Genomic DNA, 15,714 nt, shown 5'->3' with positions numbered 1-15,714 from the left:
AACTATGACCGCAGTAAAAAAAATGTTAATTTTTTGCAGCATCGCTTTGGTCTCTCTTTCCCTTCTTTTCATTTTTCGGACGGTGCCGACGGGAAATCTGTGGGAGCGTTACCGTATCGTGTATGTCGACGACGCTTCTGATGACGATTATGCGGTCGACGTTTTAAAGCGTGCCGGATGTGAAAACGTCATAAGCCTTTCTTCTCAGCGGCTTCCGCTTACGCTTCCGATGCATTCTCCCGAAGTGTCTCTCGCGCTCGCTTTTGCCGATGCGGACGGCTATCTTGCAAAACGCAAGGCGTATTTTTTCGACAGAGGTGCACAGTATCGGCTCTACTATATCGAAGACCGGTATGCGCCGCTTGCCGAAGATGCCGTACGAGAATTCCGCGCGGCGGGCATAGCGGCGGGCATCGATACGCAGGGCGTCTATCCGTTTATCGTGCCGCTCATCTGTACTGTCTTTGCGCTTCTCTTGTGTTTTTTATCTCCGCACCGTGCGGTCTTTTTTGCTGCTGCGCTTTTTCCTGTTTTGTTTGCCTCATGTGTACCCTTGTATGCTGTTGCGGCATCGGCTTGCCTCTTTTTGTATGCGCTTTTTATCGCGCTGAGATTGTGGGGAAGGCGGGGCGCATTTTCGGCACTCAAAACGAATCCTGCACTTATCGCCTTTTTTGCCGTATCTTTCATTATCGCATGTGCGTCCTCGCTTAGAAGCGCCCTGCTTTTTGTGCCGCTTGCCGCCGGTACCCTATCCGCGCTTGCCGCGTTTTCGACGGGCGAGCGATTGTACGAAGCGCGTTACCGGTTTACGCTTGTTCCTATCCTGCCCGCTCGGGCGATTCCGTTTTTTACGAAAACGACGTTTCGCGGAACGGCCGCCTGCGCTTCAAGCATCGCTTCTCTTTTCGTCGCGTCTCTTTTGTCCGCGTTTTCGGTCGGCTTTGCCGCTTCTCCTTTTCCCCGCGCATCCGAGCTCGCATTTCCTTCCGCCCGTGCGCAATCGTCGGCGGGGAATTTTCCGACGCTCGACGAATACGTTGCGTGGTGCTGGAATACGAAAACCGCTCCGTACCGTTCGGTAAATGCACAAAGCGCGCATGAAAAGCATCCGAAGACGGGTGACAGCGTCGTCTTTCCGCGTTTTTCCGACGGCGAGGCGGGAATTTCGGAGACGAGCGTCTCTATGGTATTCGATAAAAATTTTTACGATGCGGCACTCGGCGATATCGATGCGCTGCCCTATCCCGCAGTTGAAAAATTAATAAAAGCACAGGGCTCTCGTATACATACGGGATATGCGTTTTCGGCTTCGGGCGGCGGAGGGCTTTTGCACACGCTGCTCCTCGCTTTTGCGCTCTGTATGCCGGCGATCCTCTTAGTACGGAGTAAAATGCGATGAAGATGATTCCCGCCATATACACGAGCGAAGGAAACCTCGTCAAAGGTGCCGTAAACGGTTTTTTGCAGCCGGTCGTGACGATTCCGCTGTCTCACGAAGCTCACGGCGCTTCCGTCTGTCTCGTCCGTCGGGGTGACCGCGTGCAGGAAGGCGATGTCATAGCCGCTCCTTCTTTGAATGCGGGCGAGCGTTACGGTGCAAAGCTCCATGCAAGCGTACCCGGTATCGTCGAAGATATCGTTCCGTGCGTCAGCCCGAACGGGTGCGAAGAGAGCGCGGTAAAAATCCGCCTGTCGGGGAGATTTTCCTATCTCGGAAAAAAGCGCTCTTTCGAAAATTGGAGAGCGCTCCCCGCATCGGTAATCGTTCAGAGGATCGCGGATGCGGGCGTCATCAATACTTTCGATACGACCGAACCCGTATCCCTCGCGTCTCAAATCGACGAAACCGGAATAAAAGACCGCCGCGTACTCGTCGTGCGCCTCTATGACGACGATCCCAAGCGCGTTACCGATTCCGTTTTATCGAAAGCGTTTTTCAAAGATATACAAACGGGAGCCTTTATCACTTCCCGTGCGCTCGGAGACGCCGCTATAGTCTTCGCATACGATGCTGCGGAAATGCAAAAGGGACAAGCTGAGCGCCGGGAGCGGACGGCAAACACGGCGCACGAAGCGAAAGCTCGCGTCACGCCGTCGTCGATGCAGTCGGCATTGCAGGCGTTCGGCTTCGATCGCGTCAAAGATGCTCCCGTCCCCGTATGCTTCGTTCCCGTCGACATCACCGAATACCCGGCCGGTTTCCGCAATGAAATAATCGATGCGGTAAAAAAATCGGTGAAAGAAAAGCCGTTCGGCGACATTTCTCCGGAATGCGTTTTTGCCGATGCGTCTTCGATGATAGCGGTGCACAATGCGGTTCGCTGCGGTGTGCCCTGCGTCGAACAATATGTGTACGTTTCGGGTGAATGTGTACCGGCGGCGGGTCTTATGAAAGTCCGCATAGGAACGACGATGCGCTTCCTTGCCGAACAATGCGGCGGATTGAAGCGCCATCCCGCCGCCGTCATCATAAACGGCCTCATGCTCGGAAGCTTTGCCGCGAGTCTCGACGCTCCGGTGACGAAATACGTCAAATCTGTTTCGTTTTTGCCGATGCACCGTATCCCCGATCAGAGAGAATTGCCTTGTGTGCGCTGCGGTGAATGCCGCGTCGTCTGTCCCCGTCATCTGTCGCCCGATATATTGTATCGGCATGCATCGGGCGGAGCCGAAGCGTCGAAAGAATACATCGAATCGGCAGTTCTGTGTTCGGGCTGCGGACTGTGCAATTCGGTATGTCCTTCAAGACTGTCGATAAGCCAAGCGATAAAGCGCATACGATATTCAGGAGAACCGACATGAACGATACGACGGCCGCGCTTTTGCGGACAAAAAAAATCGAACGTCCTTTTTTATACTTGTCCCCGTCGACGAAAAACGTTTTACTTGTCACGGCGCTTTTGCTGGCTCTGCAAGTGCTCATGCTTGCGGCGACGAAAAGTTACGGTGCGCTCCTCGTCATCGCTTCGTCGCTTGCCGGCTTTTTTGCCGCCGACTTGTTGTATGCAAAGCGTATCGAGCGCTGCCGCCTCTCGCCGCTTTCCGATATCGTGCAGGGAATCGTCGCGGGGATGCTGCTTCCGTCGACCTTTTCTCCCGTAACGGTTTTTTGCATCGCGTTTTGTACGGTGCTTTTGTTAAAATACCTTTCGGGACCCTTTGCGGGAGACTGGGCGAACAGCGCCGTCCTCATCGCCGCCGTCGCATGGATGATCGGCATGAGCGCTTTTCCCGAAAGCGATTTAACGCGCGATATGCTGCAGATTAAAAATCCTTCGTTCGTGTTGATTCAAAACGGCATATTTCCGATTACGGGCATCGACCGAGCGATAACGGAAACGCTCAACAATACGGTATTCGGTTTTGCCAATATTTCGATCCCGGACGGTTATATTTCGCTTTTGTGGGATACGCATTCGGTCATCCCCGCCTTTCGATTCAATGCGCTGACGCTTTTATCGTCGATCGTTTTGTTTGCATGGGGTATGCAGGGGCTGCTCGTTCCGAGCTGCTTTGTGATCGCGTATGCGCTCCTTGTGCGCTTTGCCGGTCCCGCGATTGCGGGGGGCGTCGCAGAGCAGGGCGATATGATTTTAGCGCTGTGTACCGGAGGAACGCTCTTTTATACGGTGTTCGTCGTGCAGCAGTACGGCACGCTGCCGCTCTCGAAGTACGGAAAAATACTCTACGGTATGCTTGCAGGCATTTTCGCATTTTTGATCGCCGGCTGCGGTATGTCGCCGGCAGGAATGATCTTTACGCTTTTGTGTGCGAACGTCGTTTCGCCGCTCATTCAAGCCGCTGAAGACAAGCGGGATGCGGCGCGGCTGCGTGCCGCACTTGCGGAAAACCGTAAAGGAAGGGCAGGGCGATGACGGAGCGATTTTCAAAAGAAGCATTGCAGGAGTACGGCATTTTCGCAGGCTGCATCGTATTGCTCGCCGTCGTGTTGTCCGTCGCGGCGATTTTTACGAAGGGCGCCGGGCAGGCGGGAATTAAAACCGAAATAGCGCGCGTGCTCGAAGAAGCCGAGCCGGGAGTGTGGCATATCGGAGACTTTGTCGATTTCGATGCTCCCGTATCGTCGAGTGCGGCGTGTTTCAGCGTAAAAGGCGGAAGCGTGAGCGGCTATGCGTGCATCGTACGTATGGAAACGATGTACGGACCTCTTCCTGCGGTTTTTATCTCGGACGGAAGGCATACCGCACGCTTTGTAGGCATAGCGGGATTGCACGGCCGTGTATATGCTGCGATCGAAAGCGGCGGAGCGAAAAGCCAGATCCGATATTGGGCGGAGCGCATTCCCCGTCTCATACGCATCGAGGAGGAAAGACCGTGATGCGCAAAAGATTCGTTCCGCTGTATTTTTCGGCGTCCCTTGCCTGTATGATTCCGTTTCCCGGCCGCTTTGCGTACGGTCTCATCCTCGTTGCCGAAGTTTTTATGCTCGTTTTCGCCGCGACGCTGTTGCGTGACGCGATCCGCAAGCTCGAATTCGTTCGGATCGGAAATCTGCTTTTTATGTCGTTCATCGTCTCTCTTACGATGCTTTTTCGACAGATCCTTACGGCGCTTCTTCCGCTTGCAGCCCTTACACTCGGCTTTGCACTCTACGTGCCGGCAGTTTCCGCATTCGTTGCGGGCTTTGTTCCGAGTGACGAAACGATGGGTGTAAAATCGATTTTAAAACGGAATATGAGCGCTGCAGCGCTTTTTTCCTGTTTCGCGCTTGCATTTTTTTTGCTGCGCGATATTGTCGGTTTCGGAACGATCACGTATATCGGGCCTCGCGGTATTGCGGAAAAAGTGCTGTTCGATTCGGGGCGCATCGCATCCGTGTCGTTTTTCGCAACGATCCCCGGCGCTCTTATCGCTCTGGCGCTCATCCTCGCCGTTTCCGTGTTTATCGCAGCGAAATCTGCGCCTGCCGAAAAAGCGGAGACGAGCCATGATTGATATCGTTTTGTATTATGCGTTTTACGCTTCGGCCGTCCTATTTTACGGTATCGGACTCGAACGCACCGCAGCTTTAAGCGTCGCTTTCGATAAAAGCGTTTTTCGTCCCGCTCTTCAATGCGGCGTTTCCGCCCTTGCGGCGACATTTTTCACGGAACTCATCGCCGTACATTTTCTCTCTCCGCTCGGCGTTTCGGAACTCTATCCTCTTGCCGCGCTCCTCGTATTTACGGCGCTTTTGTCGGGAATAGGGTTCTTCATGAAAACTCCGTCGGTAATGCAGACAGGGGAATGCGCCGCTTCATACCTCATCGTGCTCCTTTCTCTTTCCGAAAGCGCAAGTCCCGTCGACGCCCTCATTATCGCGGCGAGCTGTATGCTCTCTTTCGTGTTCGTACTGCCCGTTCTCTCATCGCTTCGTTACAGAATAGATATCGCTCGGGCGAAAAACGAGGGTCTGAACCGGCACGTACTCGTCATGATCCTTTTGGCGATCCTCGTCATCGCGTGCGCGGTGTGGAACGTTTCGTGGCTCAGCGATTATCCTGTACGGTGATTTTTTAAGGGTATACCAAAAATCGCGTCGCAGCAGGAGCGAAAAATTCCGAAATTGACGACAAAAAAATCGATAAAAATGGAAAAACACCTTTAAAATATGGCGAAGATAGTGTAGAATAGCCGGAAGGAGTTTTTAAGCCAAAGTGAAGGCGCTATGTATCTGTTTCGGCCTCGAGTCAACACCGGCCGGCAAAACGGTTTCCGACAGCGAAAAAGATTATCTGGAGGTCTACAAACCGGCGGCAAAATTTTTATACGCCAACCCCTGTTTTTGTATGGCTTTTTCGTTTAACGGAAACGAATTGCAGTTTTTCAAAAAAAAGCATCCCGAATTTCTTGCGATATTGCAGCAACTCATCTCCCGCAGGCAGATAGAAGTGTTCGGAGGGGGATTTTACAATCCCGTCTTTCCGCTTTTGTATCCGAAAGACCGCACCGATCAAATCGAATTGCTTTCCGCCGAAATACGGCAGACGCTCGGAAAGCGTCCGCGCGGCATGACGCTGTGTGCTTCGAGCTGGGACGCGTCCCTCGTGACGAGCTTTCAAACCTGCGGTATGGAATACGTCGTGCTCGACAGCTCGCTTATTCCTCCTGCAAAACAGTCGTACCTTCCCGTCATCATGTTCGACCGCGGTAAATCCGTAACGATAATCCCCGTTTACCGAAAACATAAACCGTCTCTCGACGTTCCCGCCGAAGAGTATTTGGCCTCTCTTTTTGCTGCGGTAAAAAAAAGCGTGAGGGGCGATGCGTACGATGCCGCCTCTTCGGAACGCTTTGTCGATATACAGCTGACGCATGCGGAATTTCAAAAGCTTTTGCAATCGGGGTACTTGCAAAAACTTGCCGACAGCGCTTCTGCTCAATTCTCGGGTACGTTGCGCTTTTCGTATCCCGGTGCTTACTTGAAGACGGCCGGCGCCCGCGTTCCCGCTTTTATCACAGCCGGTATCGATGCGGAAATCGCGCAGTGGGCGAAAGTGCCGTATACGGCGGTTTCGAAAAGCGACGGCTATCCCGTTACGATCTACGATTTTTTGCAAACCTATCCCGAAAGCCAGGCGCTGTGCAACCGCATGCTGTACGTGAGTATGCTTGCCAATCAATGTCACGGCGATAAAGCGCGCAAAAAAGTCGCGCGCGAAAAACTCTGGGCAGCCCAAAGCGGGGAAGGCTTTGTGAGCACTGCAAGCTCTCCGCTCGTGCGCGCAGCCTATCGCAGGATCGCTTTTAAAAACCTTTCCGAAGCGGAAAAGATCATCCGCGAGTGCAGCGAATTCGAAGAGGCCGCATCCCGTTTCGATTACAACGCCGACGGCATCGACGAATATATGTTCCGCATGACGGGCTTTACGGCATGCATAACGAGGACGGCAGGGGCAATCTCCGAACTCGACGTCATGCAGAGCGCGGGCAATTACGCCGACAATTTGAGCCGCATGGAAGCCTTCGACGGCTGTACCGACGATTACGTCCGTTCGCTCTTTATCGATTATATCCTCTCCGATACCGACGTCAAAGGCTATGTGCAAGGCAAATGTGAAAATCGGGAGACGTTTTTACGAGCGCAATATACCGAACAAAAATTTTCTCCGCAGCACAAAGAAGTGCAGCTTTTATTTTCCGGCGAATTCGGCGAGAAAAAACAGGCGTTATCCGTACGAAAAAAATACGCGGCGAATTCGAACGGCTTTACGCTGCAGTACATCGTAAAAAACGAAAGTGCCGAAGCGCTTCGTGCCGATTTCGTCGTCGAATCGAATTTCGCACAAGCCAATTACGATCCCGTCGATTTTACTCCGTATACGATCGAAATCGCATCGGGGGATACGCGCTTTGAAAGCGATTCGGCACAATCGTCCGCCGCACTCTCTCCGTCGGGCATTATTTCGGATGTGTCGGCCGTTCAGCTTTCCGATGCCGAAAATTCGCTTTCGTTTATGTGTGAGCCGAACGAAAGCTGCGCCCTTTCTTTTATGCCGATCACGTTCCGGCGTCCCGAATCGGCAGTCGGAAAAATCGTTCCCGCGGCGATGACGCTGTGCGCCGCAATGCATTGGCCGATCGATCTTGCTCCCGGCATGGAAACGGAAAAGACGATAAACTTCAGCATAATCGCGATGAAGCGTAAGCGCACAAAAGCCGAAAAACGCGGCAAGTAAAGCGGCATAGCAAATAAGCGGAAACTTCTAAAAGCAGCAGTCGTTAGAGACGCATGTAGTGTTTCGTTTCAAACGCTATATTAATAAATTTTCTTTTCGGCGTCGGCAGCCTTTCCCCTCCTTTTGTCGACAGTCTCGTGCTCTGTCAAAGCTCTGTCGCTTGCTTGAAGATAAATAAAAAATAATATAAAATAATCACAGCTGTGTAAAATAATAAAATCCTATGTCCGGAACAGAAAGATGATGTGCAACGAGAGGATTACATTACGATGAAAAAAGCTCCTTCAATTACATTTCGGTTTTTACGTGCGGTTACTATAACGATCATTTCGATCGTTTCGTTTATATGTGCGGTTGTCGGTTTTCAGCTGTACGAAAAAAGACACGATACATTCGATGAAGTTACCGCACAGCAATTTTCCAATATAAAAAAATCCGTCGATATATTTATACGAAACGGTAAAAATGTCGTTGATATGCTTGCCGACTCTCCGGTCGTACGGAATGCCGATGAAACGATTTACAATTATACTGAGGAAGCCGGGCAAAGCGGCAGGACGTACAGCCACGGCGGCGAAGTCGAGCAGGCCATCAACGCCGAGTTCCGGCAATTTAAAAAGCATTACAGCGAATTCGAAGAAATCTATATGGGAACGAAATGGGGCGGTTTGGCGGGGCTTACGGATACCCAAGTGCCGAAAGGTTTCGATCCTCGCGGACGTATGTGGTATAAAAATGCCGCTCTGGCGGACGGTAAGACTGTCGTAACCGAAGCGTACCCTTCGGGAGACGGCGTACTCCTGTTTTCCATCGTTCGAAGCGTAAAAAATACATCCGGCGATTTTATCGGCTGCATAGGACTCGATATCGCTCTTTCCGATTTGACTTCATTTATAGGCGACGTCCGCGTCGGAAATACGGGCTATTGTATGCTTTTGCAAAACGACGGACTCATTTTGGCCGATCCGATGCATCCTCAATTCAATTTTAAAAACGTAAGCGAAACGCAAGTCCCCGCTTATACGGAAATAGAAGCGCTCGAAGACGGTTCCGTCCTTGTCGATCTCGACGGGAAAAAGCGTCAAGCATACGTGTTCCCGCTTTCGGAACTCGGTTGGAAACTCGTTGTCGTCGTGGAGCAAAATGAAATCTTTTCAATTTTTTATACACTTATCCGGAGCATGATTGTAATCGGCCTTTTGATGTTCGTCGTCTATTTTACGCTCGCCATTCTCTTTGCCCGCCATTTGAAACGCTTTTTCAAACGACTCGAAACCGTACTCGGAAAAATCGCTTCAGGCGATTTGACCGACAGAGTCGAAGTAAAACGCAACGACGAAATCGGAAGCCTTATGACACACCTCAATACGGCTATAGGACACAGTAATGCAATGATATGCGTACTTCGCGATGAGGCCGACAAGATGCGTGCTATCGGTTCCGATTTATCGGGCAATATGGAAGAGACGGCGGCAAGCATCAGACAGATCGGCGCGAATGTTATGTCCGTAAAAGAAAAATCTCTTGTGCAAGCGGCTGCCGTTACCGAAACCGTTTCCGCCGTTGAACAGATCAACGGAAATCTGAACCGGCTCGTATCGAGTATTGACTTGCAGGCCGAACACATTAAGCAGTCTTCAGTCCTTATAACGCATACGGCGGAAAGCACTGCCCGCATCAACGACACGCTCATGCAAAACAACGACTTGATCAAAGAAGTGTACGGTAAAACGAAAGTCGGAAAAGACGGAGCGAAGACGGCGAACGAAGTCGTCAAGCAGATTGCCGAACGATCGGAATCGCTTCTCGAAGCGAGTGAAATTATCCAAAATATTGCAAACCAAACGAACCTCCTGGCAATGAATGCGGCCATCGAAGCCGCTCACGCAGGCGAATCGGGGAAAGGTTTTGCCGTCGTCGCCGATGAAATTCGAAAGCTTGCCGAACAATCCAACACGCAGGGAAAACAGATCGGTGCCGTTATTCAAGAATCGACCGAAATCATTGGCCGTCTCATCGAAGCGGGTATGCAGGCGGAAAAAACGTTTATCGATGTATATGAATCGGTACACATGATATCCGACAAAGAAGATTCGATCATCGAAACCATCGCCGAACAGAGCGCGGACAGCCGCCGTGTGCGCGATGCGATAACGCAAATTAACAAGGTGACCGACGAAGTGAAAGCGGGAGCGGCGGAAATGCTCGTCGGCGGCCGACAGATCGGCAGCGAAATGCAAAAGCTTTCCGACATAACGCGGGAAACCACCGACAGTATGAACGAAATCGCGAGCGGCGCGGAACAGATATCGAATGCGGTGGAAGAAGTAAACGAAATAACGCAGAAAAATAAAACGAGCATCGACAATTTGGCACTGGAAGTCGCCAAATTTAAAATATAAGGTGATCCGACAGACTGTTGTTTCTATCTTGACATAATCCCCTGTTTTTGTCAAAATAAATAATCACATGAATGCGCTTTTTACGGACCTTAGATCCGGTCGGCGCAGTGATTATTTTATGAGAGCTTTTATGGGAGAAGCCCGATGAACACGAGTAAAACGATTGAAAAAATCAAATCGCTTTTTGAAAAAGATGCGGCGGAAAAGCTGCCGCATAACATACCGCTTTTGCTTCGCGCCCGAGCCGAAGCCTATCCCGACTATACGCTGCAGATCGTAAAAAACGAAGTCGGCGAATACGAGCACTACAGCTACAAGCGCGTTTATAACCGCGTCGTCGAAACGGCGTGCGCGCTGCAAAAGATCGGCGTAACGCGCGGAGCTTTTATCGGCCTCATGTGCGACAACCGACGCGAATGGTTTATACTCGACCACGCGATTTTGTCGCTCGGCGCAACCGATATTCCCCGAGGGCTCGATTCGACGGGCACCGAAATGGCGTTCATTTTGAATTTCGTCAAATGCGAAATCTGTATTTTTGAAAATCAAAAGCAGCTGCAAAAGCTCTTCGACTGCGGAACGGACGTGCCGACTCTGAAAACCGTTATCCTCATCGATTCGCCTACGGACGATGAGATAAAAAAACAGGCGAAAGCCCGCGAAATCAAAATTTGGAAATACATCGATCTTGAGGACAAAGGACGCCACGCTTCCGAAAAAGAGCGAAAAGCGGTTGAAGCTGAAATGGATAAAACGGGCGCCGATGAAACGGCGACGATCATCTTTACGTCGGGAACGACAGGAACTCCCAAAGGCGTTATGCTTACGCACGACAACTATATCGCGCAGTGCGAAGCGGTAAAGCTTGCCCTTCCGACGACGAAGGACGAAGACATTTGGCTGTCGGTGCTTCCCGTATGGCACAGTTTCGAGCGCGCGTTCCAGTATTTTATCGTCGCGCTCAAAAGCAGCATCGCGTATTCGAAACCGTCGGCCGCTATCATGCTTTCCGATATGGCAAAAGTTCATCCGACGTGGATGTGCGGCGTCCCCCGCCTGTGGGAATCGCTTGCAAACGGCATTTTCCGCCAGATGAAAAAAGAAAACAGCGTGACGCAGTTTTCGTTCAACCTTGCGATCAAAATCGGAAAAGCGTTTTCGTGGGCGAGCGACCGTGTGAGGGGCCGCGTGTGCCGCTACAGAAACGGCACGCGCATCTTCGACGTTTTGTACGGCATCGTTCCGTTTATACTTCTCGCCCCGTGGTACGGCATCTGCAAAGTCGTCGTCTTTAAAAAGATCCGCGCAGTGCTCGGCGGTCACATGGTCGCGGCGATTTCCGGAGGTGGAGCGCTGCAAAGCGATATCGATTCGTTCTATCACGCGATCGGTTTCAATCTCCTCGAAGGCTACGGCATTACCGAAGCGGCTCCCGTTCTTTCGGTGCGCAATCCTTTAAAGCCTCGCTCGGGCTGCGTCGGCGTCGTATTCCCTGCGGCCGAAGTGCGCGTCGTTTCGCTCAACGAAGACGGCTCGCTCGGTACCGAAGCGCTTCCGCCCGGCAAAAAAGGCATCGTCGAAGCGAGAGGTCGCCAAATCATGAAAGGCTACTACGAGCGTCCCGATTTGACGGCTCAGGTTATCGATAAAGACGGCTGGCTCAACACGGGCGACATCGGCATGATGACGCAGGACAATGAAATCAAAATCACCGGCCGCGCGAAGGATACGATCGTATTGCTCGGCGGAGAAAATATCGAACCCGCGGTTATCGAAGCCGCTCTTTTGAACAGCCCCTATATCGAACGCGTTATGATCGTCGGGCAGGATAAAAAATATATCGCAGCCCTCATCGTTCCGGCAAAAGACGTGCTCACCGAATGGGCGAACACCTCTCTTGTCATGTACAGTTCGTGGGAGAGCCTGCTTGAATCGAACGAAGTGCAGATGTTTTTCCGCGAAGAGATCGAACGCCGCGTGAACGAAAAGACGGGCTTCCGCACCTGTGAGCGGATCAACCGCTTCGTACTGCTTCCGAACAGTTTCGAAGCCGGAAAAGAAGTCAACGCAAAAGGCGAAATGATGCGCTATAAGATCACGAAGATCTACGCAAAAGAGATCAAATCCCTTTTTGCGTAATACGAAGTGCGTTCAGCCGAATTTCTTTTCCGTTTTCGCTTTAATCGATGTCGCATACTCAGTCGGCGACATGCCGGTTTCATTTTTAAACTGGCGCGAAAAATAATGGATCGACGAATAGCCGAAATGGGATGCGAGTTCCGAAACGTTCATAACCGAATTGCGTATGAGCGTTTTTATTTCGTCGATGCGCATGCGTGCAAAGTATTTCATCGGACCGCAGCCGAATCGTTTTGAAAAGATGCTTTTGAGAAGATCGTAGCTGACGTGCACGTTTTCGCAGATTTCGTCGGAACGGAGCATCCGAAACAGATTTTTATTGAAATAATCGAGCGCCGCTTTGACGATTGCATCTTCATACGATAAGCGCGCGTAAGAGCTTACATGTGTCTGTTTGGTATGCTCCCCTTCGGTATGTGTGCGATACAGCGACAGCAAAAGCAGTTCAAGATTGGAGACGATGAGCTGCGCTTCCCACGGAGGAGCCGAAGTTCGCGCTTCCATTTTCGTCAGGTAGGGATCATCGAGCGGAGTGGCGAACAGGTTCCGCGCGTGCGCGATGATTTCGGCGAGCAGCGACTGTTCGCTTTGCGTATACGAAAAGGTTTTGTCTCTGAAAAAATCGATTGCGCGAGATGTGCAGATAAATGAAACGACGATGACGTTCGGGGAAACGATGCCGTTCGCTTTGAGTGCGTGAAATTCGTTCGGTTTGTGAAATCTCATCTGCCCGCGGCGAAGGCGCGACCATGCCTTTCCGTCGTATATTTCGATTTCGCCCTTGTCGACGCACACGAGTTCCCAAAAATCGTGACGTTCTCCTGCAAAAGAAAACCTGCTTCGGTATTCGAAATAGTGAACGGTTACGATCGCATCGACGGAAATCAATTTTTGCGGATAAAACGGCGTATACTGTGCAGTGCTGTCGATATCCATAGCTCCGAGTATACATCGATTTTTCGAAAATGACAAATTTTACACCGTATCGTGCAAATACAACTGAAAATTCACATGATACACTTTTATCGATACGGCATCTTTGAAACGACATCTTCGAAAATTGACGTTTTCTGCTGTGCGGAAGCCGTTGAGTGCGATACGGGTTTTAGGATTTTCAATAGGGGGATGTATGAAAAAATCGATTCGGGCGGTATGTGCGGTCTTTATGTGCGCTGCGCTTTTTATAAGCTGCGGCGGCAAAAAAAGTGAAAAAATTGTGTATTGGAGTATGTGGAACGAAGCCGAGCCGCAGGGGCAGGTTATCGCCGAAGCGGTACGGGAATTCGAAAAAGAAACCGGTATCAAAATCGACGTCAATTTCAACGGCAGGGAAATCAGAAAAACGCTCCAGCCGGCGCTCGATGCCGGAGAGTCCATCGACCTCTTCGATGAAGATATCGAACGCGTTGTCAATGCGTGGGGAAAGTATCTTTTGCCTCTCGATTCGTTTATCGAAAAGACATATCCGACGACAGGCGGTAAAGCGTATAAAGATATCGTAAACAATTCGCTTCTTTCCATCGTGCGCGATTTGGCGGGCGGCACGGTAAAAAATATTCCGTATCAGCCTTCGGCTTTCGTCACGATGTACAATAAAGACCTCTTCGTAAAAGCCGGCATCGCTTCCGTGCCCGCAACATGGGATGAAATGCTCGATGCGTGCGCAAAGCTCAAAGCGATCGGCGTGTACGGCATCACCGTCGACGACGCATATATGGCGGCTCTATTCGGCTATTGTATGGACAGGCTCGTCGGTAAAGATGCCGCGCTTGACATGGTAAAAAACAACGATTTTACCGGTCCGCAAGTGCTTGAGTTCGGAAAGATTTGGGAAAATATGGCGAAAAACGGATACATCATTCCGAAAGCGGCGGCGAATATTTATCCTGCGGGACAGGTTGAAGATATAGCAACGGGGAAGGCGGCGATGTATCTCAACGGTACATGGCTTCCGAATGAAATCAAAGGGAATGCACCCGATATGAACTGGGGAGCATTTGCGTGGCCGGCGATTTCGCCTGCAGGCGACGGTACGGAAGCGAACAATTTCGGAGCTCAGAGTTTCGGCATCAATAAGAATTCCAAGCACGCCGAAGAAGCGTTCCGCTTTATCGTCTATATGACTACGGGTAAATGGGACGAGCGGCTTGCATCCGAAAGCATCGGCATTCCGGTCGCAAACGATTCGTCGTGGCCTCCTCAGCTTGCCGATGCGAAAGTGATCGTCGATTCGACGACGAAGCGTTTTCCGTATGCCTGCGGCATGGAAGACAGTCCCGATGTAAACGCAAAGATAAAAGAAAATTTCGCAAAACTCATCGTCGGTACACATACGGCAAAGTCGTTTGCGGATGCAATGACAAAATAACAAAACGGACATCGATTTCAAAAAGTGTCATTAGAAAAAGGGTCATTTAAAAAACAAGCTCTGAAAGCTGCGGTTTTCGGAGGCAGCCGAGAGACATGCGGGGCGCACTGTCGTGCGCCCCGCAATTTCCGGACGGCTCCGATCGTCTCCGGAGCGAAGAAGTCGACCGTGTTCTTTTCATTACTCAGGACGGTTTTGCCATGCTCAAAAAAAATAAAATGATGATTGTCGTCTTTTTGACGCCCGCTCTTATATGCTATGCGCTGTTCTTTTTGTATCCGACAGTCAGAACCTTCGTCATGAGTTTTTTCCGTATCGAAAGTATTTCCGAGCCCGTTGCAGGCTGGAAATTTTTCGGTTTCGGCAATTATAAAAAATTATTTTCAACGCCGATTTTTTTGCAGTCGATGTTCAATATCGCGCGCATTTGGTTTACGGGCGGACTCGGCACGATGTTCGTGAGTTTGCTTTTCGCCGTCATCCTGTCGAGCGGCATCCGCGCAAAAGCGTTTTTCAGAAGCGCCATCTATCTTCCGAACGTCGTGAGCGCCGTCGCTATGGGAACGATGTGGATCAATTACATCTACAATCCCGACTACGGTTTGCTCCACGGCGTGCTCCATAGCATGGGCATCCTTCGGGGAGCGGAAAAGATATTGTGGACGGGACCGGGCAATCTCTTTTGGAGCATGCTCGTCGCATATTGTTTCGGTATGGTCGGTTATCACATGCTTATCTTTATGAGCGGCATCGAGCAGATTCCGCGCGATTATTACGAAGCGGCGCTGCTTGACGGATGCAACGGTTGGCAGCGCTTTATACATATAACCGTTCCGTTTTTGCGCGGTGTCGCGCGCACGAACCTCGTTATGTGGACGGTATATACCGTCGGTTTTTTCGTGTGGGGGCAGCTGTTCAGTCCGGTAAATCTTTCGAACGATACCGTCGCACCGATGAATTATATGTACGAACTCGTGTTCGGCTCTTCATCTGCGGCGAATACGGCACGCGATACCGGTGCCGGAGCCGCAATCGGTATTATCATGATGCTCATCGTTGTCGTCGTGTTTTTGTTGACAAGCCGGATCGTGAAAAACGACGACACGGAAGTGTGACGGGAGGC

At 51.0% G+C, this 15,714-nt stretch carries 12 protein-coding genes; 11 read left to right on the top strand and 1 reads right to left on the bottom strand.

Features of this window, described 5'->3' with window-relative positions; all coding sequences use genetic code 11:
* Positions 1-4: 4 nt before the first annotated feature.
* The 9 genes from H9I36_RS05695 (at position 5) to H9I36_RS05655 (ending at position 12,223) form a co-directional block, all read left to right on the top strand.
* On the top strand, positions 5-1,402 hold the full coding sequence (locus H9I36_RS05695) for a hypothetical protein (RefSeq protein ID WP_187384415.1): 1,398 nt from the start codon (positions 5-7) through the stop codon (positions 1,400-1,402).
* Positions 1,399-2,805, top strand: a complete 1,407-nt coding sequence (locus tag H9I36_RS05690) for a 4Fe-4S dicluster domain-containing protein (protein ID WP_187384414.1) — start codon at positions 1,399-1,401, stop codon at positions 2,803-2,805. The genes H9I36_RS05695 and H9I36_RS05690 overlap by 4 nt, the downstream gene beginning before the upstream one ends.
* Positions 2,802-3,878 carry an RnfABCDGE type electron transport complex subunit D gene (locus tag H9I36_RS05685; protein WP_187384413.1) on the top strand — a complete coding sequence of 359 codons (1,077 nt, stop codon included), beginning with the start codon at positions 2,802-2,804 and terminating at the stop codon, positions 3,876-3,878. Before H9I36_RS05690 ends, H9I36_RS05685 begins: the two co-directional genes overlap by 4 nt.
* Positions 3,875-4,342, top strand: coding sequence for a hypothetical protein (locus tag H9I36_RS05680; protein WP_187384412.1), 468 nt, complete (start codon positions 3,875-3,877; stop codon positions 4,340-4,342). The genes H9I36_RS05685 and H9I36_RS05680 overlap by 4 nt, the downstream gene beginning before the upstream one ends.
* Positions 4,342-4,959: a hypothetical protein gene (locus H9I36_RS05675; protein ID WP_187384411.1), complete on the top strand. Its 618-nt coding sequence runs from the start codon at positions 4,342-4,344 to the stop codon at positions 4,957-4,959. The genes H9I36_RS05680 and H9I36_RS05675 overlap by 1 nt, the downstream gene beginning before the upstream one ends.
* Entirely contained in the window at positions 4,952-5,515 is a 564-nt protein-coding gene (locus H9I36_RS05670; protein ID WP_187384410.1) for a hypothetical protein, read from the top strand. Before H9I36_RS05675 ends, H9I36_RS05670 begins: the two co-directional genes overlap by 8 nt.
* Positions 5,516-5,660: 145 nt before the next feature.
* A complete protein-coding gene (locus tag H9I36_RS05665; protein ID WP_187384409.1) occupies positions 5,661-7,682 on the top strand; it encodes an alpha-amylase/4-alpha-glucanotransferase domain-containing protein in 2,022 nt (673 codons plus the stop codon).
* Between the two features lie 269 nt (positions 7,683-7,951).
* Entirely contained in the window at positions 7,952-10,084 is a 2,133-nt protein-coding gene (locus H9I36_RS05660) for a methyl-accepting chemotaxis protein (RefSeq protein WP_187384408.1), read from the top strand.
* A 144-nt stretch (positions 10,085-10,228) separates the two neighbouring features.
* On the top strand, positions 10,229-12,223 hold the full coding sequence (locus H9I36_RS05655) for an AMP-dependent synthetase/ligase (RefSeq protein ID WP_187384407.1): 1,995 nt from the start codon (positions 10,229-10,231) through the stop codon (positions 12,221-12,223).
* A 12-nt stretch (positions 12,224-12,235) separates the two neighbouring features.
* Here the strand turns inward: H9I36_RS05655 and H9I36_RS05650 are convergent, their stop codons facing one another.
* On the bottom strand, positions 12,236-13,159 hold the full coding sequence (locus tag H9I36_RS05650) for an AraC family transcriptional regulator (RefSeq protein WP_187384406.1): 924 nt from the start codon (positions 13,157-13,159) through the stop codon (positions 12,236-12,238).
* A gap of 193 nt (positions 13,160-13,352) precedes the next feature.
* Here H9I36_RS05650 and H9I36_RS05645 point away from each other — a divergent pair, with 193 nt between their 5' ends.
* Both H9I36_RS05645 and H9I36_RS05640 read left to right on the top strand, forming a co-directional pair.
* A complete protein-coding gene (locus H9I36_RS05645; RefSeq protein ID WP_187384405.1) occupies positions 13,353-14,591 on the top strand; it encodes an ABC transporter substrate-binding protein in 1,239 nt (412 codons plus the stop codon).
* Between the two features lie 95 nt (positions 14,592-14,686).
* The gene (locus H9I36_RS05640; RefSeq protein ID WP_370586951.1) at positions 14,687-15,706 is read left to right on the top strand and encodes a carbohydrate ABC transporter permease; all 1,020 of its coding nucleotides are present in this window, start codon (positions 14,687-14,689) and stop codon (positions 15,704-15,706) included.
* The last annotated feature ends 8 nt before the right edge of the window (positions 15,707-15,714 follow it).

Origin of the sequence: Treponema sp. Marseille-Q4130, from assembly GCF_014334325.1 — a bacterium.
In the GTDB taxonomy this organism is placed as follows: domain Bacteria; phylum Spirochaetota; class Spirochaetia; order Treponematales; family Treponemataceae; genus Treponema_D.
Note: the sequence above shows the minus strand (reverse complement) of the source record. Positions and strands in the feature narration are given on the sequence as shown.